The organism is Streptomyces anulatus, from assembly GCF_014650675.1.
Lineage (GTDB): Bacteria > Actinomycetota > Actinomycetes > Streptomycetales > Streptomycetaceae > Streptomyces > Streptomyces anulatus.
In genome coordinates, this window is the sequence record NZ_BMVK01000002.1 from 119572 (window position 1) to 141192 (window position 21621).

The following is a 21621-nucleotide window of genomic DNA, read 5'->3' on the forward strand; positions in this document are numbered from 1 at the left end:
ATCCGGAACGGGGAGAGCGGCTCGCGGGCTGCGTGGGGGGTGTGCGTCAGCCGCCGAAGTTCCAGGCGACCGCGCCGTTGCCGGTGACGAGGACGGCGAGCACGACGAGGTCGGCGACGCCCAGGGCGAGGCCCAGCAGGGCACGTCCCCGGCGGCGGGTGCGGCGGGCCAGGGCCAGCAGGGCCATCACGATCGCGGTGGGCCCGAGCAGGACGTTGAAGACCAGCAGCCCGACGAGGCCGAGGACGAAGGAGGCGACGGCCAGACCGTCCGCCTCCCGGCCCACGGCCCGGGAGACCGCGGCATCCGCGCCCACGACGGGGGCGGGGGCGGGGGCCTGGCCGGTGGCTCCGGGAGCGGCGCCGGCGTCGGGACCGGCGGCCCCGGAACCCGTAACGGTGCAGGTGCCGGAGTCGGTCACGCGGCGGGCGAAGTCGGTGAGGGTCATGGTGCGAGCTCCTTCGGATCGATCCGGGACACGGCAGGCTCGGCGGGTGCGGGTGCGGGTGCGGCGGGCGGGGCGGGTCAGCGGGTGCGGCGCGACGTGCGCTCGCGTACGGCGAAGATCAGCAGCCAGCAGCCGATCACGGTCGCGGCGGCCAGGGTCAGCGGCAGCGGGATGTGGGCGACCGTCCCGAGGACGATCCCCAGCAGAAGCAGCGCGGCGACGAGGACGAGCACGGCGGAACCTCTCTGTGCGACGACGGACACCGTTCGGCGGCCACAGGACAGCCGTTCGGAGTACGAGTGTTCACTGACTAGCGAGTCTAAACCCCGGACCTCTTCCTCGACTCGGAGAACGGTTGTTTACTGAATGGCATGAGTCACACCCCCGCCGGAGTCCGCCAGACCCAGAAGCTCAGGACGCGCCAGGCCCTCCTGGACGCGGCGCTCGCCCTGCTGGAGCACCAGAGCCTGAGCAGCCTGGGCCTACGGGAGGTCACCCGGGCCGCCGGGGTCACCCCGACGGCCTTCTACCGGCACTTCGAGGACACCGCCGCACTAGGGGTCGCCCTGGTCGAGGAGACCCTGGGCAGCCTGCACGGGCTGATCGGCGCGGTGCTCGCGGAGACGGGCGACAGCGAGGAACGGCTGGACCGCAGCGTGGAGGTGATAGCGCGTCATGTCGGCGCGCAGCCCGCCCACTTCCGGTTCATCGCCCGCGAGCAGCACGGCGGCGTGGGCCCGGTGCGCGTGGCCATCGCCGCCCAACTGCTGCGGTTCGCGGAGGAGGTGGCGCTCGCCCTGCGCGAGGAGCCGGGGTCGGCCGGGTGGAGCACGGAGGACCTGCTGATGCTGGGCGGCCTCTATGTGGACCACATGGTGATCACCGCGTCGGCCCTGCTGGAGGCGGGTCCGGCGGGTGAGCGGGAGGTCGTCCGGGTGGCCCGGCGAAGGCTGCGGCTGGTCTCGATCGGCCGCACGCACTGGCTCGACGAGAGGCCGCCGCTTGACCCTCCGGTAACAGGAGGCCCTACGGTCCCCGGGTATGAAGATCGTCGTCCATGACACCGCCTCCGCCCAGCTGGCCCTCCTGCGCCTCCCTCCGGCCCGACGGCCCGACGCCCTGCGGGAGATGCTCGCCCCGTTGCAGGAGGTGATGTCGCGGGTGGGTGTCGGGGACCTGGTCGAGACGCACCGCGCGGGCAGCGGCTTCCCGCTCGACCGGGAGGACCCGCGCCTGCCGGAGGCCCTGGAGCGGATGCGGGAGGCCCGGGTGTGGGAGCGGGTCGAGGAGTCCCTCGCCGCCGCGCGGGAGCGGCTGAGCACGGCGGCGCCCGGTGCGCGGACCGCCGGCACCGTGCACGTGGTTCTGGTGCTCGGCGACCCGGACGACCCGATGATGAGCCTCAACCAGGGCTACTTCGGCCTCGGCGGCATCCCGGGCGCGATCCTGCTGATGATGTGGCCCACCGCGACCAGCCTCGCCAAGATCGGGCACGCCGCCGCCCACGAGCTGCACCACAACGTCCGCTACGCCAACGTGGACTGGGACCCGATGGCGGTCACGGTCGGCGAGCAGGTCGTGGCCGAGGGGCTGGCCGAGGCCTTCGTACGGGAACTGGCGGGCGAGGACGCCATGGGCCCCTGGGCGACGTCGCTGTCCGGCGCGGAGCTGGACGCCGCCTGCGCGAAGATAGCGGCCGGGATCGACGTCGCGGGCATGCGGAACCTGTCCCCGTACGTGTTCGGCGACCGCACCGCCCTCCGACTGGGGCAGGAGCCGGTCGGGCTGCCGGACTTCGCCGGCTACGCGGCCGGGCTGCGCTTCGCGGACGCCCACCTCGCGGCCTCCGGGCTGACCGCCGCCGCGAGCGTCGCCCTGCCCGCGCGCGAGGTCCTCGGGAACGCGGGCGTGCCGACCGCCGTATGACCCGGCCCCGGGATCCGTACAGCCGGGTCCGCGCCCGTACGCCCGGCCCCGGACCCGTCACCCCGGCCCGGGGGAACCGCTCCCCCGGCTGCGGGAGACTGGACCGATGAGGAGCGAGGACCGGCACCCCGAGGAGCCGACCGCCGACGGCCTGACCGTCGGCCGGACGGCCGGGCTCGTCGGGGTCAGCGTGAAGACGCTGCACCACTGGGACACGATCGGCCTGGTGCGGCCGGGCGGGCGTACGCGGGCCGGGTACCGGGTGTACGGGGACGACGACGTCGCCCGGCTCCACCGGGTCCTCGTCTACCGGGAGATCGGCATCCCGCTCGCCGCGATCGGGCGGCTCCTGGACGATCCGGAGGTCGACGCGCGCGAACATCTGCACCGGCAGCGGGGACAGCTCGCGGAGCGGATCTCCCGGCTGGAGCGGATGGTGGGTGCGGTGGACCGCATGCTGCTGGAGTCGAAGCCGGGGATCCGACTGACGCCCGAGGAACAGGTGGAGATCTTCGGGGACGACTGGGATCCCGCCCGGACCGAGGAGGCCGAGGAGCGCTGGGGCGGCACGGACCAGTGGGCGCAGTACGCGGAGCGGGCGGCCGGGATGAGCCGCGAGGACTGGAAGGACGTGGCGGCGGCAGCCGAGGCCCTGTCCGCCGACCTCGCCACCGCGTACCGCACGGGAGCCGCTCCCGGGTCGGAGGTCGCGGACGCCCTCGCGGAGCGGCACCGCGCGCAGATCTCGACGTACTTCGACTGCACGCACGCCATGCAGGTCTGCATCGGCCGGACGTATGTCACCGATCCCGGCTACGTCGCGCACTACGACGCGATCGCGCCGGGACTCGGCGGCTGGCTGTGCGAGGCGATCGCCGCGAACGCCCGGGCCCACGGCGTCGATCCGGAGTCCGCGGTCTGGGAGTGAACGGCCGGCTAGGCGGTGCGCGGGGCCTTGGCCAGCTGGCGGGACTGGGCGACGAGGCGGTCGGCGCTGTCCCAGACCTCGGCGTCCTCCTCCAGGAAGCCGCCCGCGAGGTTGCGCGTGGTGATGGAGACGCGCAGCGGGCCCGGGGCGGGGCGGCAGCGGATGTGGGCGGTCAGCTCGACGGTGGGGGTCCAGCCCGCCAGGCCCAGCTCGAACGAGGTCGGCGGCAGGGCGTCCACGGTGAGCAGCAGCGACAGCGGGTCCGGGTCGCGGCCGTCGGCCAGGCCGAACCAGCCGCGCATCTCGCCCTTGCCCGACGGGGCTCCGACGGCCCAGCCGACGGTCGCCGGGTCGAGCTTGATGTCCAGGCGGTCGGTGATGGCGGAGCTGCCGGGGATCCTGGGCGCGCCGTCGCTCGGGCCGAGGCAGTGGTCCCGGTCCGGCATGGCCGGCGGCAGGGCCGTCGTGCGGACGTCGTCGGGGAGTGCGTCCAGGTCGCCGTAGGTGGCCAGGACCCGGATGCGCTCGATCTCGCTGCCGTCCTCGGCGTACTGGAAGAGGGAGGCCTGGCCCGTGGAGAGGGTGCGGCCGGTGCGGACGACCTGGGTGCGGACCACGGCGGGGCCGGGCGCGGAGGCGGTGAGGTAGTGCGCCGAGACGGAGAACGGGTCCGCGTGCGGCAGCGCCTCGCCCAGGGCCCGGCCGAGCAGGGCCAGCAGATAGCCGCCGTTGACTGCGTGGATGATGGTCCAGCCCGCGGAGAGCTCGGCGTCGTAGACGCCGTCCTCGCGCAGGGTGACCGCGGTGTCCCGGTCGAACTCGCTGTCGCCGATGGTTGCCCGTGCGGTCTGCGCCGCGTCAGTCGCTGCCTGTGCCATGGCATGCACGGTACATCGACCTCCCTACTGAGCGGTAGCTTTTTGGGTGCCGGATCACCGCGCGAGAAGCCCTAGGTGGCCGCCGAGCCCCCCTCGGCGCGTGCGGAGGAGCGGTTGTACGCGCGGGGCGCGCGCCAGTGGAAGCGCAGCGCCAGCAGCCGCAGCACGAACGCGGCGATCACCGCCAACCCGCTGGTCAGGGCGTTGAGGGTGTCGAAGCGGATGCACAGGACGACCATGGTCGCGCCGACGATCGCGGGCACCGCGTACAGGTCGCGGTCCCAGCGCAGCAGCGAGGGCACCTCGTTGGCCAGCACGTCGCGCAGCACACCGCCGCCGACCGCGGTGGCCAGGCCCAGCGCCGCCGACGCGGTGAGCCCGAGGCCGTACTCGTACGCCTTGACCGTGCCGGTCACGCAGAACAGGCCGAGCCCCGCCGCGTCGAAGACGTTGACGCCGACCTGGATGCGCTCCACGTGCGGGTGGAGGAAGAAGACCAGGACGGCGGCGAACAGCGGGGTGGTGAAGTAGCCGAGGTCGGTGAAGGCGGCGGGCGGGATCGCGCCGATCATCACGTCACGGAACAGCCCTCCGCCCAGCGCTGTCACCTCCGCGAGGACCGCGATGCCGAAGACATCGAAGTTCTTGCGGACGGCGAGCAGGGCGCCCGAGATCGCGAAGACGAAGATCCCGACGAGATCGAGCGCATGCTGGACGGAGGGCGTGAACAGTTCGGTGAGCACCGGGCAATTGTGCCGGTCCTACGCCTTGGGGCTGTCCTCCGTCTGTTCGGTGGCGTCCGCGTCGGCCTGGGCCGGTACGGTCGCGGGCTCCTCGGCAGGGGCCTCGGCCTTCGCGGGCTCCTCGGCGGGGGCCTCGTCCTCCGCCGGCTTCTCCGCGGGGGCCTCGGCCTCCGCGGTCTCCACCGCTTCGGCCGCCACCGTCTCCGTGCCGATGACCGCCTCGATGCCCGTGGCCAGGGTCTGCTTCACCGTCCCGGCCTCGATCTCGGCCGTGAAGTGGCAGGCCACCTTGTGCCCGTCGCCGGTGTCCAGCAGCGGCGGGCGCTCCGTGGCGCACTTGGTCTCCTGCACCCACGGGCAGCGGGTGTGGAACCGGCAGCCGGCCGGCGGGTTCGCCGGGGAGGGCAGGTCGCCGTGGAGCAGGATCCGCTCGCGGCGGTCCTCGACCTCGGGGTCGGGCACCGGGACCGCCGACATCAGCGCCTTGGTGTACGGGTGCCGGGGCCCCGCGTACAGCGCGTCGCTCGGGGCCTCCTCGACGAGACCGCCGAGGTACATCACCCCGATGACGTCCGAGATGTGCCGGACCACGGCGAGGTCGTGCGCGATGACCAGGTAGGTCAGGCCGAGGGACTCCTGGAGCTCCTCCAGCAGGTTGATCACCTGCGCCTGGACCGAGACGTCCAGCGCGGACACCGGCTCGTCGCAGATGATCACGTCCGGCTCCAGCACCAGCGCGCGGGCGATGCCGATGCGCTGGCGCTGGCCGCCGGAGAACTCGTGCGGGTAGCGGGACATCGCGTTGGACGGCAGGCCGACCTTGGCGAGGATGTCCTCGATCTTCTTCCGGCGCTCCGCCGCGTCCTTCCCGATGCCGTGGGCGGCCATGCCCTCGGCGAGGATGGACTCGATGTTCTGCCGGGGGTTGAGGCTGCCCAGCGGGTCCTGGAAGACCATCTGGAGGCGGCGGCGGAAGGCCCGCATCTCCTCGGAGGGCAGCTTCGCCAGGTCGGTGCCGTCGAAGACGACGCCGCCCTCGGTGATGTCGTTCAGCCGCAGGACCGCGCGGCCGAGCGTCGTCTTGCCGCAGCCCGACTCGCCGACCAGCCCGTACGTCTGACCGGCCTCGACGCTCAGCGAGACGCCGTCGACCGCGTAGACGTGGCCCACCGTACGGTCGAAGAGGAGGCCCTTCTTGACCGGGAAGTGGACTTTGACGCCGTCCAGTTCGAGAAGGCTCATGCCGGGACCTCCGCCTTGGGCAGGACCGGGTTGACGCAGCGCACCTGGTGTCCGGCCGTGCGTGGTTCGGTCAGTTCGGGAGTGCCGGTGAGGCACTCCATCGTGTAGTGGTCGCACCGGGGTGCGAACGCGCAGCCGTCGGCCCAGGCGATCTTGTCGTTGATGGACCCCCGGATCGGGTGCAACGGCTCGCCGCGCGGCGCGTCCAGCCGCGGGATGGAACCGAGCAGCCCGTGCGCGTACGGGTGGGTGGGGTGGGCGAACAGCTCGCGCCGGCCCGCCGATTCCACCGCCCGTCCCGCGTACAGGACGTTGACCTCGTCGCAGAGGCCGGCGACGACGCCGAGGTCGTGCGTGATCATCAGCAGGGCGGTGCCCTCCTGGTCGACCAGTTCCTTCAGGAGCTCCAGGATCTGGGCCTGGATGGTCACGTCCAGGGCGGTCGTCGGCTCGTCGGCGATGAGCAGCCGGGGGGCGCAGGCGACCGCCATGGCGATCAGCGCCCGCTGGCGCATACCGCCGGAGAGCTGGTGCGGGTACTCCTTGAGCCGCCGGTCCGGGTCGGGGATGCCGACCCGGTCGAGCAGGGACGCGGCTTCCTTGCGGGCCTTCTCGCCCTTCAGGCCGCGGTGGCGCTGGAGGATCTCGGTGACCTGGATCCCGATGGGGACGACCGGGTTCAGCGAGGAGAGAGGGTCCTGGAAGATCATCGCGAGCTGGCTGCCGCGCAGGTCGCGCAGCTTGCGCTCGTTCATGGTCAGCAGGTTCTGGCCGTCGAACTCGGCACGGCCGCCGACGCGCACGCCCTTGCGGGGCAGCAGGCCCATCAGGGCGAGCGAAGTGACGGACTTGCCGCAGCCCGACTCGCCGACCAGGCCCACGACCTGGCCCTGGTCGACCTCGAAGGAGACACCGTCCACGGCCGTGGCGTCCTTGCGGCCGCGGGCGGTGAAGGTGACGCTGAGTTCCTCAACGGAGAGCAGTGACATAGGACTTCAGCCTCGCAACTTCGGGTCGAGGGCTTCGCGCATGGCCTCGCCGAGCAGGGTGAAGCCGAGGGCGGTGATGATGATCCCGACGGCCGGATAGGCGGCCATCATCGGCTCGTTGTCGAAGAAGCGCTGTGCCTGGGAGAGCATCACGCCCCACTCGGGAACGGCCGGGTCGGGGTTGCCGAGACCCAGGTAGGACAGGGCCGCGGCCTCGATGATCGCGGTGGCCAGGCTCAGCGTGGCCTGGACGATCACCGGGCTCAGCGAGTTCGGCAGGATCTGCGTGAGCACGATCCGCTTGCGCCGGATGCCGACCGCCTTCGCGGCGAGCACATAGTCCGCGCCGCCCTGGACCAGCATCGAACCGCGCAGCAGGCGGGCGAAGATGGGGATCTGGACGACACCCACGGCGATCATCACGGTGGTCAGCGACTGGCCGAGGACCGCGGCGATGGAGACCGCGAGCAGCAGCGAGGGCAGCGACAGCATGATGTCGGTGAAGCGCATGATCACGGTGTCGACGCGCTGGCCGACCTTGCCGCCGAGGGTGGCGGCGGCTCCGGAGAGCACACCGACCAGCGCGCCGACGATCAGGCCGATGAGCATGGAGACGACACCGACGAGCAGCGTCTGCCGGGCCCCGACGAGCCAGCGGGAGAACATGTCGCGGCCCAGGTGGTCCAGGCCGAACCAGTTCTCGCCGCGCATGCCGACGAACTTGCCCTGGTTGGGGAAGACTTCGCTGCGCCAGTTCTGCGCGGTGGGCCCGTGCGGTGCGAGCCAGGGGCCGACGATCGCGACGAGGACGAACGCGGCGATGATCGCCGCGCCGATGATCGCCATCTTGCTGGACCGCATCCGGCGGAACGCCTCGCGCCACAGGCTGCTGCCGGTGACGGTCTCGGAGCTCTGTGTCAGCTCGGCGAGACGGTCGATCTTGTCTGCTTTGTTGGTCAGGATCGTCACGTCAGTGCACCCGCACTCTCGGGTCGATGATGCTGTACGCGAGGTCGACCAGCAGGTTGATCAGCACGTACACCATCGCGATGAAGAGAATGAACCCGACGAGGACCGGGTAGTCGCGGCCGTCGATCGCGGTGCGGATGAAGGAGCCGATGCCGCCGAAGTCGAAGACGGACTCGGTGAGCACCGCCCCGGACAGCAGGCTGCCGGTCAGCAGGCCGACCGCGGTGATCACGGGCAGCAGGGCGTTGCGCAGCACATGGCGGCCGCGCACGACGCGCTTGTCCAGGCCCTTGGACTCGGCGGTACGGATGTAGTCCTCGCCGAGCACCTCCAGGACGCTGGCGCGGGTCATCCGGACGATGACGGCGAGCGGGATCGAGGCCAGCGCGACGGCGGGCAGGATCAAGTGCATGATCGCGTCCCAGCTCGCGTCGAACTCACCGGTCAACAAGCCGTCCAGGACGGCGAATCCGGTGATGTCGGTGGCGTTGAGTCCGGTGGTGAGCCGGCCCTGGCTCGGGAACCAGCCCAGCTCCACGGAGAAGATCCCGCGCAGCAGCATGGCCAGGAAGAAGACCGGGATGCAGATGCCGAGCAGCGATCCGGAGACGGAGGCGACGTCCAGCCAGCCGCCGCGGTGCTTGGCCGCGAGGTAGCCCATCGGGATGCCCACGACCACGGCGATGAGGATCGCGGCGACGCTGAGCTCCACGGTGGCCGGGAAGCGGAGGGTGAATTCGTCCCACACCGGCTGGCCGGTCTGGGTGGAGGTTCCGAGGTCGAGCTCGAAGATGCGCTTGAGGAACCGCCAGTACTGGACGTGGACCGGCTCGTCGAGCCCGAGTGCCCTGTTGATTCTCGCTACTTCGGCTTCGGTGGCCCGCTCGCCCAGGATCGCTGAGGCGGGTCCGCCGGGCAGTCGGTTCAGCCAGAGGAACAGCAGGACCGACAGGCCGAGCAGGGTGGGAATGAGCTGGAGAAGTCTTCTTACGACGAGTCGCAGCACCCCGCATGCCCCTTTCTCACGTGCGTCGATGCGGGTCCGCCCGGCCACCTGGTTGCTGTGGCCGGGCGGACCCGCTGGTGTGCGATTACTTGAAGGAGACCTCGGCGAAGTTCTCCTGCGTCAGCGGGGAGACCTTCGGCGGGTTGACGTTCTTGGCGAACGCGATGGCCGGCGGCGACGACGAGATCGGCACGCCCGGGACGTACTCCGCGATCGCCTCGTTGGCCTTCTGGTACGCCTCGGTGCGGGCGGCCGGGTCGGTGACCTTGGAAGCGGCGTTCACGGCGTCGAAGACCTTCTGGTCCTTGAAGCCCCACTGCTTGTCGGGCCCGGCGAACCAGGTGCCGATGAAGTTGTAGCCGTCGTTGAAGTCACCGGTCCAGCCGAGCATGTGCAGGGCGCAGGAGCCCGCCTCGGTGGCGTCCAGGTAGTCCGGGGCCCACTTCATGGCCTTCGGCTTGACGGTGATGCCGGCCTTCTCCAGGTCGGCCTTCATCAGCTCGAACATGTCCTGCGGGGCAGGCATGTACGGGCGGGTGACCTCGGTCGGGTAGCAGAAGTCGATGGTCAGCTTCTCCGCACCGGCCTGCTTGAGGAGGTCCTTCGCCTTGGCGGTGTCGAACGGGTACGTCTTTACCTTGTCCGAGTAGCCGGCGACCGTGTCGGGCATGAACTGGGTCGCGACCTTGCCGCCCTCGGGCAGCTGGGTGTTGACGAGGTTCTCGCGGTCGATGGCGTGCGTGATCGCCTGACGGACCTCGGGCTTCTTCAGCGCCGGGTTCGCCGACTGGCTCATGCCGAGGTAGAAGATGTTGAAGACGTCACGGGTCGGGACCTCGTAACCCTCCTTCTCCAGGGTCGTCACATCGGCCGGCGCGACCAGGTCGTAGCCGTCGATGTCACCCGCCTGGAGCGCCTGGCGGCGGGTCTCCTCGGTGGAGATGGTGCGGAAGACCAGGTTCTTCACCTTGGCCTTGTCGCCCCAGTAGCCGTCGAAGCGCGTGAGGGAGACTTCCTTGTTGCCCTTGTTCCACTTCGTGATCTTGTACGGGCCGGTGCCGGCGACCGTGCCGGCCTCCTGGCTGTACTTGGGGTACGTGATCGCGTCGCCCTTGGCGGTCGCGTCCTGCTTCTCGTACTCCTTGATGGCCTTCGGCGAGTGGATCGCCAGCGCCTGGAGGGAGAACCCGCCCGGCAGGTTCGCCGAGGGCTCGTTCACCTCGATGACGGCCGTGTTGTCGTCCTTGGCGGTGCAGGACTTGTAGTTGGGCTTGGGCGCCTCGGCGTCCTCGTTCTTCGCGAACCCGCCCATGATGGTCTGCCAGTAGTAGGAGACCGCGCTGGACTGGTACGTGCCCTTCCAGTTGAACCAGTGGTCGTAGTTCGCGCAGACCGCGGCGGCGTTGAGCGCCTCGCCGTCGTGGAACTTCACGCCCTGGCGCAGGTTGAACGTCCAGACCTTGCCGGCCGGGTCGCTCGACCACTTCTCGGCGAGACCGCCGACGAGCTTGCTTCCACCGGGCTCGTGCTCCAGGAGCGCCTCGAAGGCCTGACGGGTGACGCGGAACGTCTCGCCGTCGCTCGCGAGGGCCGGGTCGAGGGAACCGGGGTCACCGGCTCCGGCGAAGACGAAGGTGTCCTTGTCGCCCCCCTTGGAGCCGCCCTCGTCCCGCTCGCTGGAACAGCCCGTGGCGATCAGACCGACAGCGACCGCTGTCGTGATCGCCCGGACAGCCCGGGACTTGAATATTCGCATGGGTCCACCCCTGGTTCGCCATGTGGTGAGGTTTGATGGCCGCACACTACAGACGGTGCCTGCCGCAAGAGAACAGTCCGGATAGCGGTGAGACCTAGTCGAGACCCGGACAGTTAACAAACCGTCCAGTTCCGGGACATCCTCCCGGGGGAAGTTAACAAGCCGGACATCGAGGGGTGTTCGACGGAGGGTGACCGGAACCCGTCGTTCGGATCGGCCGGTTCAGGGACCGGGGCCCGCGAGCCCGGCACGATCCGGACGAAAGGCCCCGGGTCCCGCTCGCCGCAGCTCAGCGGGGCTGGGGCGGGTATCCGTAGCCGGGGGCGGCGAGGGGCGGCGGGCCGGCGGGGGCGTGCGCCTCGCGGTCGTAGAACGGGCGGGCGTTCGCGCGCAGCCACATGCCGACCGGGTCGTACTCGTCGGACATGGCGACGGTGGAGACGGGCAGCCCCTCGGGGACCGCGCCGACCGACTGCCGCATCATCTCGCGCACCGATTCGACGGAGGCGCGGCCGGTGTCGTAGAGGTCGAGGCCGATCGCGAGGTACGGGACGCCGACCGCGGGGTGCACCCAGGCGCGGCGCAGGGAGCGGATCGCGGGGGTGCGGTGGGCGTTCTGCGTGAGCAGGGCGTAGAACTGCGGGAGTTCGATCGCGGGGTCGGAGAGCCGGAGCGGTCCGGCGGGCAGCCGGTCCAGGCCCGTGGCGATGCGCCGCAGGTCGAGCCAGGGGATGCCGACGCCGCCGCCGGGGGCGTGCGGATTGAGCCAGATACCCCAGCGGTCGGGGAACAGGGAGCGGGCGATGTCGCGTCCGGTGACCAGCTCGTGGGCCCGGTTCCAGCCGCTGGCGGAGAGCTCCTGGGCGGAGGTGACACAGGGGGCGTAGCCCAGGCCGTCGATCTCCATGTTCCCGTACTGGGCGTCCGGGGAGCCGGCCGTGCCGTGCCAGAGCAGCATCCAGATCCGGCCCTCGGCGACGGAGGCGAGCAGCGCCTCGTAGGCGTCGTAACGCCCGGGGGTCACCTGGCGCAGCATGTGCTCGACTTTCCCGGCCGCCGCGGTGCCTGACGCACTCACCCTGGATTCCGCCCCTCGTCGATCTGTCGCGTTCGCGCCACCGCTCCCGGGCACACGGGAGCGACCACGCCATCAAACCAGCTTATGCGCCACTTCTGACACCGACTTGACGCCACGGTCCGGCGGGACCCGGTCCCGCCGCCGTCAGTGGCCCTCGCGCCGGTAGAACGGGCGGACCTTCTCCCGCATCCAGTCGCCGACGAGGTCCTCCGCCACGTCCAGCAGGACCAGGTTGACCGGCCAGGGCACCTGGACCCGGCCGAGCGCGCGGCCGATGGCGTCCATGGGTGCGCTCTGTCCCGCGCCGTCCCAGGTGGCGAACTCGACGCCGACGAAGAGGACCGGGTCGCCGCCCTCGATGCTCGCCAGGGCCCGGCGGGCGGTGCTCACCACTCCGGTGGCCTCGAACTCCTCGGACACGGCGGTGAGGAAGTCGACCGGGTCGTGCTGCCAGTCCGGCTCGAACAGCCGGACCCGGCCGCCGGTGGCCGGCCCGTCCAGAGCGGTGCGCCCGGCCCGGCAGAGCTCGGCGACGGCGGGCGGCGGAAGCGGTATGCCGACCGCGCCGCCCGGGTTCACGGCGATGCCGACCTGCGGGGGCAGGCCCCGGGCGAAATCGCGGGCGGGCGCGACGGTGAAGGACATGTGGCTGCCGACGCAGCTGAGGAACTGGGACTCGGAGCTGAAGACGGGGACGAAGGCCGCGCCGTCGATCTCCATCATCGGCAGGTCGAGGTCCGCGCTCGCGGGGGTGCCGCCGTTCGGCAGCGGCACCCAGACGGAGCTGCGGCCGAGCACCTCGACGAGGCGGCCGCCCGCGTCGGGGACGCCGAGCGAGGCCGTCAGCACCTCTTCGAGTTCGTTGGCGGGCCACCCCTGCTGGGGGTGCGCCGGTGCGGGTGCCGGAATGTCCACTGCCTCTGTGCCCTCTCTCCACCGCCTCGGCCGCGCCTCGGCGGCCCTCTGCTCCGGCCAGCACCTTAACCGTCAGCGGGCGGTGGAAGCCTCGGCGGCCGTGAAGGAGATCCGGGCGAGCGCCCCCGCGGCCTCACGGTCCAGCAGCACCGCGGAGGTGCAGCCGGCGGGGAGCAGCCCCTGTTCGGTGTCGCGGAGCAGCCGGGCGACCGCGTGCCGGTGGCGGGCGAAGGCGTAGCCGGAGACCCCGCGCCCACGCTCGCGCTGCCCCTGCCGCGCCACCTCGGGCGTCACGTCGAGCAGGATCAGGTGGAGCGTGCGGCCCCGGCTCACGGCGTGCCGGGCGAGCCAGCGGCGTACCCAGGTCTGGGTGCCGCAGTCGTGCACGACGACGGATTCACCGGAGCGCAGGGCGTTCCAGAGGCCGAGGTAGTGCGCGGCGCGGACCAGGGGGCGGTAGAGGGCGTAGGGCAGTAAACCGGGCAGGGCGGCGGCCCAGCTGTCGCGGGTGTTCTGGGAGTCGATGGCGCGGCCCTGCACGGCCCGCCGGATGAGAGTCGACTTCCCGCTGCCGGGGAGCCCGGAGACCACGACGACGTCACCGGCGGTGAGATCGAGGCTGTACGGGCCACAGCCGGTGCGCCCGCGCAGGTCGCGTACCACCGGCGCGTCCTCGGTCAGCCGCTCCCGTACGGGAGCGCCGGGCTGTGCGGGCATCGCGCCGTGCGCGACCCCCGCGGTCGGTGCCGACCACTGCAACGTCATCGCCCATCCCCCTGCCGTCGTGTCCCCCACGCCTGCCCCTGAAGTGTAAAGAAAAGGCAATGAGGCACAACCGGCCTCGCCGTCTTCACCTGCGCGGGGACCGGGCCCCCCACTCTCCCCCAATGCATGCGATGATGACCCCGCCAACTGCATACCGGCCGTTCGAATCCGCGCGGGAGAGTTCCGGCCACAGTGTGAGCCGGGCGCCGAAGGAGCAAGATCCTCCCTTGAATCTCTCAGGCCCCGTACCGCGTGGATGAGGCAGATCTGAAAAGCGAGCCGTTCCGCGGCTCCACCCAAGGTGCAAGCCGAGCCCCCTGATCCGGGGCGCCCTCCAGGGCATACCCCGTCAGGGGCTATCGGCGAACCTCTCAGGTTCCGATGACAGATGGGGAGGATTCGTCCTGACGTCGTCATGCCCTGGAGCCGTATCCATGAGCACTGCCCCCCGTCTTACCGCCCTCGACGCGCTGCACCGCTCACTCGGTGCCACCATGACCGACTTCGCGGGCTGGGACATGCCCCTGCGGTACGCCAGTGAGCGCGACGAGCACAACGCCGTACGCACCCGGGCCGGCCTCTTCGACCTGTCGCACATGGGCGAGATCACCGTCACCGGGCCCGAGGCCGCCGCCTTCCTGAGCTACGCGCTGGTGGGCAACATCGCCACCGTCGGCAACGGCCGGGCCCGCTACACGATGATCGTCCAGGAGGACGGCGGGATCGTGGACGACCTGATCGTCTACCGCTTGGGAGAGACAGAGGCCCCCGAGTATCTGGTGGTCGCCAACGCGGGCAACGCGCAGATCGTGCTGGACGCGCTGACCGCCCGGGTCGGGGGCTTCGACGCCGAGGTGCGCGACGACCGGGACGCCTACGCGCTGCTCGCGGTCCAGGGCCCCGAGTCGCCCGCCATCATGAAGGCGGTCACCGACGCCGACCTGGACGGGCTGAAGTACTACGCGGGCCTGCCGGGCACGGTCGCCGGGGTTCCCGCGCTCATCGCCCGTACCGGCTACACCGGCGAGGACGGCTTCGAGCTGTTCGTCGCGCCCGAGCACGCCGAGCAGCTGTGGCGCGCGCTGACCGAGGCCGGCGCCCCGCACGGCCTGATCCCCTGCGGGCTCTCCTGCCGGGACACGCTGCGCCTGGAGGCGGGCATGCCGCTGTACGGGCACGAGCTGACGACCGCGCTCACCCCGTTCGACGCGGGCCTGGGCCGGGTCGTGAAGTTCGAGAAGGAGGGCGACTTCGTCGGGCGCGAGGCCCTGACCGCCGCCGCCGAGCGCGCCGAGAGCGCCCCGCCGCGCAAGCTGGTGGGCCTGATCGCCGAGGGCCGCCGGGTCCCGCGCGCGGGCTTCCCCGTCGTCGCCGACGGCAAGGTGATCGGCGAGGTCACCTCCGGCGCCCCGTCCCCGACCCTGGGCAAGCCGATCGCCATGGCCTACGTGGACGCGGCCTTCGCCGCGCCGGGCACCGAGGGCGTGGGCGTGGACATCCGCGGCACGCACGAGCCGTACGAGGTCGTCGCGCTGCCGTTCTACAAGCGCCAGAAGTGACATCCCGGGAGAACCCGGGCCTTCTCGCACGCGCAGGCGTCACGGAAGTGACGTACCTCCGTCTCACACCGTAAGACCACCGTTCATCAGCACTCCCCCGCGTACAGGAGAATTCAGGTCATGAGCAACCCCCAGCAGCTGCGGTACAGCAAGGAGCACGAGTGGCTGTCGGCCCTCGAGGACGGCGTGGCCACCATCGGCATCACGGAGTACGCGGCCAACGCGCTCGGTGACGTCGTCTACGCCCAGCTCCCGGAGGTCGGCGACACGGTGACCGCGGGCGAGACCTGCGGCGAACTGGAGTCGACCAAGTCCGTCAGCGATCTGTACTCGCCGGTGACCGGTGAGGTGACGGCGGCCAACCAGGACGTCGTGGACGACCCCTCGCTGGTGAACTCCGCTCCCTTCGAGGGCGGCTGGCTGTTCAAGGTGCGCGTCGCGGAGGAGCCGGCCGACCTGCTCTCCGCCGACGAGTACACCGCGTTCTCCGGCAACTGAGACCTTAAGGGACCCCCTGATGTCGCTTCTGAACTCCTCCCTCCACGAGCTGGACCCGGACGTCGCCGCCGCCGTCGACGCCGAGCTCCACCGTCAGCAGTCCACCCTCGAAATGATCGCCTCGGAGAACTTCGCTCCGGTCGCCGTCATGGAGGCGCAGGGCTCCGTCCTCACCAACAAGTACGCCGAGGGCTACCCGGGCCGCCGCTACTACGGCGGCTGTGAGCACGTCGACGTCGTCGAGCAGATCGCGATCGACCGGATCAAGGCCCTGTTCGGCGCCGAGGCCGCGAACGTGCAGCCGCACTCCGGCGCGCAGGCGAACGCCGCCGCGATGTTCGCGCTGCTGAAGCCGGGCGACACGATCATGGGCCTGAACCTGGCCCACGGCGGTCACCTGACCCACGGCATGAAGATCAACTTCTCCGGCAAGCTCTACAACGTGGTCCCGTACCACGTCGACGAGAGCGGCATCGTGGACATGGAGGAGGTCGAGCGCCTCGCCAAGGAGTCCCAGCCGAAGCTGATCGTGGCCGGCTGGTCCGCCTACCCGCGCCAGCTGGACTTCGCCGCCTTCCGCCGCATCGCGGACGAGGTCGGCGCGTACCTGATGGTCGACATGGCGCACTTCGCGGGCCTGGTAGCGGCCGGTCTGCACCCCAACCCGGTGCCGCACGCCCACGTCGTCACCACCACCACGCACAAGACCCTCGGCGGTCCGCGCGGCGGCGTGATCCTCTCCACCCAGGAGCTCGCCAAGAAGATCAACTCCGCGGTCTTCCCGGGTCAGCAGGGCGGCCCGCTGGAGCACGTGATCGCGGCCAAGGCGGTCTCGTTCAAGATCGCGGCGGGCGAGGAGTTCAAGGAGCGCCAGCAGCGCACCCTGGACGGCGCGCGGATCCTGGCCGAGCGCCTGATCCAGCCGGACGTCACCGAGGTGGGCGTATCCGTCCTCTCCGGCGGCACCGACGTGCACCTGGTCCTGGTCGACCTGCGCAACTCGGAGCTGGACGGCCAGCAGGCCGAGGACCGGCTCCACGAGCTGGGCATCACGGTCAACCGGAACGCCATCCCGAACGACCCGCGTCCCCCGATGGTCACCTCGGGCCTGCGGATCGGCACCCCGGCGCTGGCCACCCGCGGCTTCGGCGCCGAGGACTTCACCGAGGTCGCGGAGATCATCGCCGCCGCCCTCAAGCCGTCCTACGACGCTGACGACCTCAAGGCCCGCGTGGTCGCGCTGGCCGAGAGGTTCCCGCTGTACCCCGGCCTGAAGTAACACCTGGCCTGCGGTTCTGCACGTTCGGGCGGGGCACCGCGCACACTGAACAGTGTGAGCGCGGTGCCCCGACCTGTGTCACCCGCTCCACACTTCGCCCCCTATGCCCCCTGTGCCCCGTGGGCCCCACCCCGGCCCGTTCCGCACCACCCGGCTCGTTCCCGTACCACCTGGCCCGTTTTCCGGCACCACCCAGGCAGACAACGGCGTCTTCCCAACCCAAGGAGTACCCCCGTGGCCATCTCGGTCTTCGACCTCTTCTCGGTCGGCATCGGCCCGTCCAGCTCCCACACGGTGGGCCCGATGCGCGCCGCCCGGATGTTCGCGCGCCGCCTGAAGAACGAGGGCCTGCTCGCGCACACCGCCTCGATACGGGCCGAGCTGTACGGTTCCCTCGGCGCGACCGGCCACGGGCACGGCACGCCCAAGGCGGTCCTGCTCGGCCTGGAGGGCGAGTCGCCCCAGACCGTGGACGTGGAGTCCGCCGACGGCCGGGTCGAGGAGATCCGCGGCAGCGGCAGGATCAATCTGCTGGGCATGCACGAGATCCCGTTCGACTTCGACAAGGACCTGGTCCTGCACCGCCGCAAGGCGCTCCCGTACCACGCCAACGGCATGACGATCCTCGCGTACGACACCGAGGGCGCCCCGGTCCTGGAGAAGACGTACTACTCGGTCGGCGGCGGCTTCGTCGTCGACGAGGACGCGGTGGCCGGGGAGAACCCGATCGTCCCGGACGACACCGTGCTGAAGCACCCGTTCCGCACCGGCGACGAACTGCTGAGGCTCTCCCGGGAGACCGGTCTCTCGATCTCCTCGATGATGCTGGAGAACGAGCTGGCCTGGCGCACCGAGGCGGAGATCCGCTCCGGGCTGCTGGACATCTGGCGTGTCATGCAGGCCTGCGTCTCCCGCGGCATGTCCCGCGAGGGCATCCTCCCCGGCGGCCTCAAGGTCCGCCGCCGTGCCGCGAACTCGGCCCGCCAGCTGCGCGCCGAGGGCGACCCGCAGGCCCACGCGATGGAGTGGATCACTCTGTACGCGATGGCGGTCAACGAGGAGAACGCGGCGGGCGGCCGCGTCGTCACCGCCCCCACCAACGGCGCGGCGGGCATCATCCCCGCCGTTCTGCACTACTACATGAACTTCGCGGCCGGTGGCTGCACCGAGTCCGAGAAGGAGGACAGCGTCGTCCGCTTCCTCCTCGCGGCCGGTGCGATCGGCCTGCTGTTCAAGGAGAACGCCTCGATCTCCGGCGCCGAGGTCGGCTGCCAGGGCGAGGTCGGCTCGGCCTGCTCGATGGCGGCCGGAGCCCTGGCCGAGGTCCTCGGCGGCTCCCCCGAGCAGGTGGAGAACGCCGCCGAGATCGGCATGGAGCACAACCTGGGCCTGACCTGCGACCCGGTCGGCGGGCTCGTCCAGATCCCCTGCATCGAGCGCAACGGCATGGCGGCGGTGAAGGCGGTGACGGCCGCGAAGATGGCGCTGCGCGGGGACGGCAGCCACAAGGTCTCCCTCGACAAGGTCATCAAGACCATGAAGGAGACCGGGGCCGACATGAGCGTCAAGTACAAGGAGACGGCGCGGGGCGGGCTCGCGGTGAACATCATCGAGTGCTGACGGAGACCGGGTAGGCCCTGACCGGCGATTCTTCTGCCTTTCCGTGCTGTCAGGGCTCCCCGTGAGCGCGGTGCCACGGGACCGGCGCGTCCGCGGCACCGCCCGCCCGCAGGGGCGTTACTTCGCCGCGTCCAGCGCGGCCAGTGCCTGCGCCCAGCCGACGTACTTCAGGTCCGCGAGGTCGGCCACGGTCTTGATGCCGAACGCCTCCTCGAGGAGGTCACCCTGGCGGTCCGAGACCCCCTTGAGCGCCGACACCGGCGCCGCCAGCACCTCGGGCACGCTCTTGTCGGCCCACGCCTTGTCCAGCACCTTGCCCAGATCGATCGAAGCCACGTTCGTCCCCTTCTCGTGCCGCGCTCCCCACGAAGCGCGCGCGTACTGCGGGAGCCGCGCGGACTTCCGCACCGGCCCGTCCATCTCTACAGACATGTAGAGCATAGGAGAGAGGAGCGGGCCCGACAGGCAGGGACAGAAGATCGGCCGGGATTGTCCGAAAGTCCACGCAGCGCCCGCGACGGGGTCAGTCGGCGACCGCGAGTTCGGGTGCCTCGACCGGGAGGTCGCGGACGCCCAGGCGCAGGTGCTCGACGTGGAAGAGGGCCTGGTCGAGGAGTTCGGCGACGTGGTTGTCGTAGAGGGCGTAGATGATCGAGCGGCCGTGGCGTTCGCCGGTGACGAGGCCGAGATTGCGCAGCAGGCGCAACTGGTGGGAGCAGGCCGAGGCTTCCATCCCCACGGCGTCGGCGAGGTCGCCCACCGAGCAGGGGCCCTCCTGGAGCCGGGCGAGGATGTGCAGCCGAGAGGGCGTGGCGAGGGCCTGGAGGGTGGCGGCGACGTCGGCGGCACCGACCGCGTCGAGGCGTTCGCGGGTGGTGGCGCTGCTCCTGGCGTCTGCTCCGTGGCCCATACCGTCATCATACGCGTGACACATGAAGACCTGTTCAGGTGTTCCTGTATGGTGAGCGCGTTGCCCGTCGTCCACCCGTGAAGGGTTGCTTTGTCATGTCTTCTGTCGTGGATCAACGGCCCGAGCCGATGACCGCCGGGGCTCCGCGCCCGGTGCCGCCGAGAGGACGTACACGCCTCCTCGCCCTGCCGGAGGCCCGGTGGGCGCTGGCTTCCCTGCTGCTGTTCCTGCTGGCGCTCCCCGTGTATCTGCTGGATGCTCCGGCGTGGGCGTGGGGCCCGTTGTTCGCCGCCAGCTACGTCACCGGCGGCTGGGAGCCGGGGTGGGAGGGCCTCAAGGCCCTGCGGGACAAGACGCTGGACGTGGACCTGCTGATGGTCGTGGCGGCACTCGGCGCAGCCACGATCGGGCAGGTCCTGGACGGCGCTCTGCTGATCGTCATCTTCGCCACCTCCGGCGCCCTGGAGGCGGTCGCGACCGCCCGCACCGCGGATTCCGTACGCGGCCTGCTCGACCTCGCCCCCGAGGTCGCGACCCGGGTTCGTGCGGACGGCGCCGAGGAGACCGTGGACGCCGAACGCCTGGCGGTGGGGGACGTCATCCTGGTGCGCCCCGGAGAGCGGGTCGGCGCGGACGGGCACGTTCTGGACGGGGCGAGCGACGTCGATCAGGCCACGATCACCGGTGAGCCGTTGCCGGTGGCCAAGCAGGCGGGGGACGAGGTGTTCGCCGGCACGGTGAACGGGACCGGCGCTCTGCGGGTGCGCGTCGAGCGGGATCCGGCGGACTCGGTGATCGCCCGGATCGTGAAGATGGTCGAGGAGGCCTCCGAGACCAAGGCGCCGACCCAGTTGTTCATCGAGAAGATCGAGCAGCGGTACTCGATCGGCATGGTCATCGCCACCCTGGCCGTCTTCTGCGTCCCGCTCGCCTTCGGCGACACCCTCACGTCGGCACTGCTGCGCGCGATGACGTTCATGATCGTCGCCTCGCCGTGCGCGGTGGTCCTGTCGACCATGCCGCCGCTGCTGTCCGCGATCGCCAACGCGGGCCGCCACGGCGTGCTCGCGAAGTCCGCGGTCGTGATGGAGCGCCTGGGCCAGGTCGACACGGTGGCGCTGGACAAGACCGGCACCCTGACCGAGGGCACCCCACGCGTCACCGACGTCCTCCCCCTGCCCGGATCGGGTCTGGACGAGGACCGGCTGCTGGCCCTGGCGGGGGCGGCCGAGCACCCCAGCGAGCATCCCCTCGCCCGCGCCGTCGTCCGGGCCGCCCGGGCGCGCGGCCTCGTCCTCGCCGAGGCGACCGGGTTCGTCTCCTCCCCCGGGGCCGGCGTCACCGCGACCGTCGACGGCCGCACCGTCCGGGTCGGGTCCCCGGCCCGCATCGCCGCCGGTGGCCCCGGCCCCGACGAGGCGGTCCGGTCGCTGGAGGACGGGGGCCGCACCGCCGTCCTCGTCCTCCGTGACGGCGCCCCGGTCGGCGTGCTGGGCATCGCGGACCGGCTGCGCCCGGACGCGCGGGCGACAGTGGCCGCGCTCACCGAACTGACCGGCCGCACCCCGGTGTTGCTCACCGGTGACAACGAGCGCGCCGCCCGCCGGCTGGCCGCCGAGGTCGGGATCGGCGATGTGCGGGCCGGGCTGCTCCCGCAGGACAAGGTCGCCGCCGTACGGGCATGGGAGGCCGAGGGTCTGCGGGTCCTGGTCGTCGGCGACGGTGTCAACGACGCGCCCGCCCTGGCCGCCGCGCACACCGGCATCGCGATGGGCCGGGCCGGATCCGACCTCGCGCTGGAAACCGCCGACGCCGTCGTCGTCCGCGACGAACTCGCCACCGTCCCCGCCGTCGTGGCCCTCTCCCGGACCGCCCGCCGCCTGGTCGTCCAGAACCTGGTCATCGCCGGGACCTTCATCGCCGTACTGGTCGCCTGGGGCCTGATCGGCACCCTCCCCCTGCCGCTCGGCGTCGCCGGGCACGAGGGCTCCACCGTCATCGTCGGCCTCAACGGCCTCCGCCTGCTGCGCGAGGCCGCCTGGGACCGGGCCGCCCTACGCCGCGTCGGACCGGGGCGCGGACGCTGACGCAGACACAGACAGGGACACAGGT

Annotated in this window: 22 protein-coding genes and 1 riboswitch; of the genes, 8 read left to right on the forward strand and 14 right to left on the reverse strand. The window is 71.3% G+C overall.

Annotation, left to right across the window (positions count from 1 at the left end; translation table 11 throughout):
- Window positions 1–46: 46 nt before the first annotated feature.
- Both IE272_RS05265 and IE272_RS05270 read right to left on the reverse strand, forming a co-directional pair.
- A complete protein-coding gene (locus IE272_RS05265) occupies window positions 47–448 on the reverse strand; it encodes a hypothetical protein (RefSeq protein WP_050362369.1) in 402 nt (133 codons plus the stop codon).
- Window positions 449–525: 77 nt separating this feature from the next.
- Window positions 526–681 (reverse strand): hypothetical protein, encoded by a 156-nt coding sequence (locus IE272_RS05270; RefSeq protein WP_097967998.1) that lies wholly within the window; start codon window positions 679–681, stop codon window positions 526–528.
- A gap of 138 nt (window positions 682–819) precedes the next feature.
- Between IE272_RS05270 and IE272_RS05275 the strand changes: the two genes are divergently transcribed.
- The 3 genes from IE272_RS05275 to IE272_RS05285 all read left to right on the forward strand — a co-directional run bounded on the left by IE272_RS05275 (window position 820) and on the right by IE272_RS05285 (window position 3302).
- Window positions 820–1509 carry a TetR family transcriptional regulator gene (locus IE272_RS05275; RefSeq protein ID WP_098891531.1) on the forward strand — a complete coding sequence of 230 codons (690 nt, stop codon included), beginning with the start codon at window positions 820–822 and terminating at the stop codon, window positions 1507–1509.
- Window positions 1490–2374, forward strand: coding sequence for a DUF2268 domain-containing putative Zn-dependent protease (locus IE272_RS05280; protein ID WP_190006369.1), 885 nt, complete (start codon window positions 1490–1492; stop codon window positions 2372–2374). The genes IE272_RS05275 and IE272_RS05280 overlap by 20 nt, the downstream gene beginning before the upstream one ends.
- 106 nt (window positions 2375–2480) lie before the next feature.
- A complete protein-coding gene (locus IE272_RS05285) occupies window positions 2481–3302 on the forward strand; it encodes a MerR family transcriptional regulator (protein ID WP_050362366.1) in 822 nt (273 codons plus the stop codon).
- 8 nt (window positions 3303–3310) lie between these two features.
- On the opposite strand, the gene IE272_RS05290 is transcribed toward IE272_RS05285, so the two are convergent.
- From IE272_RS05290 to IE272_RS05335, 10 genes are all read right to left on the reverse strand, one after another.
- Entirely contained in the window at window positions 3311–4180 is an 870-nt protein-coding gene (locus IE272_RS05290; RefSeq protein ID WP_190006370.1) for a thioesterase family protein, read from the reverse strand.
- Between the two features lie 71 nt (window positions 4181–4251).
- Window positions 4252–4923 carry a trimeric intracellular cation channel family protein gene (locus IE272_RS05295; RefSeq protein ID WP_007457135.1) on the reverse strand — a complete coding sequence of 224 codons (672 nt, stop codon included), beginning with the start codon at window positions 4921–4923 and terminating at the stop codon, window positions 4252–4254.
- An 18-nt stretch (window positions 4924–4941) separates the two neighbouring features.
- Window positions 4942–6165, reverse strand: coding sequence for an ABC transporter ATP-binding protein (locus IE272_RS05300; protein ID WP_057665888.1), 1224 nt, complete (start codon window positions 6163–6165; stop codon window positions 4942–4944).
- Entirely contained in the window at window positions 6162–7154 is a 993-nt protein-coding gene (locus tag IE272_RS05305; RefSeq protein WP_050362362.1) for an ABC transporter ATP-binding protein, read from the reverse strand. Before IE272_RS05305 ends, IE272_RS05300 begins: the two co-directional genes overlap by 4 nt.
- Before the next feature lie 6 nt (window positions 7155–7160).
- A complete protein-coding gene (locus IE272_RS05310) occupies window positions 7161–8123 on the reverse strand; it encodes an ABC transporter permease (protein ID WP_050362361.1) in 963 nt (320 codons plus the stop codon).
- A 1-nt stretch (window position 8124) separates the two neighbouring features.
- Entirely contained in the window at window positions 8125–9129 is a 1005-nt protein-coding gene (locus tag IE272_RS05315; RefSeq protein ID WP_050362360.1) for an ABC transporter permease, read from the reverse strand.
- An 85-nt stretch (window positions 9130–9214) separates the two neighbouring features.
- Window positions 9215–10885: an ABC transporter substrate-binding protein gene (locus IE272_RS05320; RefSeq protein WP_098891534.1), complete on the reverse strand. Its 1671-nt coding sequence runs from the start codon at window positions 10883–10885 to the stop codon at window positions 9215–9217.
- 289 nt (window positions 10886–11174) lie between these two features.
- The gene (locus tag IE272_RS05325) at window positions 11175–11921 is read right to left on the reverse strand and encodes an enhanced serine sensitivity protein SseB C-terminal domain-containing protein (protein WP_007457149.1); all 747 of its coding nucleotides are present in this window, start codon (window positions 11919–11921) and stop codon (window positions 11175–11177) included.
- A 186-nt stretch (window positions 11922–12107) separates the two neighbouring features.
- Window positions 12108–12878 (reverse strand): enhanced serine sensitivity protein SseB, encoded by a 771-nt coding sequence (locus IE272_RS05330; RefSeq protein ID WP_050362357.1) that lies wholly within the window; start codon window positions 12876–12878, stop codon window positions 12108–12110.
- Window positions 12879–12950: 72 nt separating this feature from the next.
- Window positions 12951–13643 carry an AAA family ATPase gene (locus IE272_RS05335; protein ID WP_190006371.1) on the reverse strand — a complete coding sequence of 231 codons (693 nt, stop codon included), beginning with the start codon at window positions 13641–13643 and terminating at the stop codon, window positions 12951–12953.
- 163 nt (window positions 13644–13806) lie between these two features.
- Window positions 13807–13904, forward strand: a riboswitch (glycine riboswitch).
- Between the two features lie 173 nt (window positions 13905–14077).
- Between IE272_RS05335 and gcvT the strand changes: the two genes are divergently transcribed.
- From gcvT to IE272_RS05355, 4 genes are all read left to right on the forward strand, one after another.
- On the forward strand, window positions 14078–15202 hold the full coding sequence (gene gcvT, locus IE272_RS05340; protein WP_050362355.1) for a glycine cleavage system aminomethyltransferase GcvT: 1125 nt from the start codon (window positions 14078–14080) through the stop codon (window positions 15200–15202).
- Between the two features lie 120 nt (window positions 15203–15322).
- Entirely contained in the window at window positions 15323–15700 is a 378-nt protein-coding gene (gcvH, locus tag IE272_RS05345; RefSeq protein WP_010060008.1) for a glycine cleavage system protein GcvH, read from the forward strand.
- Window positions 15701–15719: 19 nt separating this feature from the next.
- Window positions 15720–16979: a serine hydroxymethyltransferase gene (glyA, locus tag IE272_RS05350; RefSeq protein WP_190006372.1), complete on the forward strand. Its 1260-nt coding sequence runs from the start codon at window positions 15720–15722 to the stop codon at window positions 16977–16979.
- Between the two features lie 234 nt (window positions 16980–17213).
- The gene (locus IE272_RS05355; protein ID WP_007457163.1) at window positions 17214–18599 is read left to right on the forward strand and encodes an L-serine ammonia-lyase; all 1386 of its coding nucleotides are present in this window, start codon (window positions 17214–17216) and stop codon (window positions 18597–18599) included.
- Between the two features lie 117 nt (window positions 18600–18716).
- Here IE272_RS05355 and IE272_RS05360 read toward each other — a convergent pair whose 3' ends face one another.
- The gene (locus IE272_RS05360; RefSeq protein WP_032793799.1) at window positions 18717–18935 is read right to left on the reverse strand and encodes a hypothetical protein; all 219 of its coding nucleotides are present in this window, start codon (window positions 18933–18935) and stop codon (window positions 18717–18719) included.
- A 187-nt stretch (window positions 18936–19122) separates the two neighbouring features.
- Entirely contained in the window at window positions 19123–19509 is a 387-nt protein-coding gene (locus tag IE272_RS05365) for an ArsR/SmtB family transcription factor (protein ID WP_007457171.1), read from the reverse strand.
- 95 nt (window positions 19510–19604) lie between these two features.
- Here IE272_RS05365 and IE272_RS05370 point away from each other — a divergent pair, with 95 nt between their 5' ends.
- The gene (locus IE272_RS05370) at window positions 19605–21596 is read left to right on the forward strand and encodes a heavy metal translocating P-type ATPase (RefSeq protein ID WP_190006373.1); all 1992 of its coding nucleotides are present in this window, start codon (window positions 19605–19607) and stop codon (window positions 21594–21596) included.
- The last annotated feature ends 25 nt before the right edge of the window (window positions 21597–21621 follow it).

Bases quoted from the DNA above. Each gene is read 5' to 3' on its own strand.
- IE272_RS05320 (WP_098891534.1), bottom strand. From the start codon at position 10,885: ATGCGAATATTCAAGTCCCGGGCTGTCCGGGCGATCACGACAGCGGTC.
- IE272_RS05275 (WP_098891531.1), top strand. From the start codon at position 820: ATGAGTCACACCCCCGCCGGAGTCCGCCAGACCCAGAAGCTCAGGACG.
- glyA (WP_190006372.1), top strand. From the start codon at position 15,720: ATGTCGCTTCTGAACTCCTCCCTCCACGAGCTGGACCCGGACGTCGCC.
- IE272_RS05300 (WP_057665888.1), bottom strand. From the start codon at position 6,165: ATGAGCCTTCTCGAACTGGACGGCGTCAAAGTCCACTTCCCGGTCAAG.
- IE272_RS05305 (WP_050362362.1), bottom strand. From the start codon at position 7,154: ATGTCACTGCTCTCCGTTGAGGAACTCAGCGTCACCTTCACCGCCCGC.
- IE272_RS05285 (WP_050362366.1), top strand. From the start codon at position 2,481: ATGAGGAGCGAGGACCGGCACCCCGAGGAGCCGACCGCCGACGGCCTG.
- IE272_RS05335 (WP_190006371.1), bottom strand. From the start codon at position 13,643: ATGACGTTGCAGTGGTCGGCACCGACCGCGGGGGTCGCGCACGGCGCG.
- IE272_RS05280 (WP_190006369.1), top strand. From the start codon at position 1,490: ATGAAGATCGTCGTCCATGACACCGCCTCCGCCCAGCTGGCCCTCCTG.
- IE272_RS05290 (WP_190006370.1), bottom strand. From the start codon at position 4,180: ATGGCACAGGCAGCGACTGACGCGGCGCAGACCGCACGGGCAACCATC.
- IE272_RS05325 (WP_007457149.1), bottom strand. From the start codon at position 11,921: ATGCTGCGCCAGGTGACCCCCGGGCGTTACGACGCCTACGAGGCGCTG.
- IE272_RS05265 (WP_050362369.1), bottom strand. From the start codon at position 448: ATGACCCTCACCGACTTCGCCCGCCGCGTGACCGACTCCGGCACCTGC.
- IE272_RS05365 (WP_007457171.1), bottom strand. From the start codon at position 19,509: ATGGGCCACGGAGCAGACGCCAGGAGCAGCGCCACCACCCGCGAACGC.
- gcvT (WP_050362355.1), top strand. From the start codon at position 14,078: ATGAGCACTGCCCCCCGTCTTACCGCCCTCGACGCGCTGCACCGCTCA.
- IE272_RS05370 (WP_190006373.1), top strand. From the start codon at position 19,605: ATGTCTTCTGTCGTGGATCAACGGCCCGAGCCGATGACCGCCGGGGCT.
- gcvH (WP_010060008.1), top strand. From the start codon at position 15,323: ATGAGCAACCCCCAGCAGCTGCGGTACAGCAAGGAGCACGAGTGGCTG.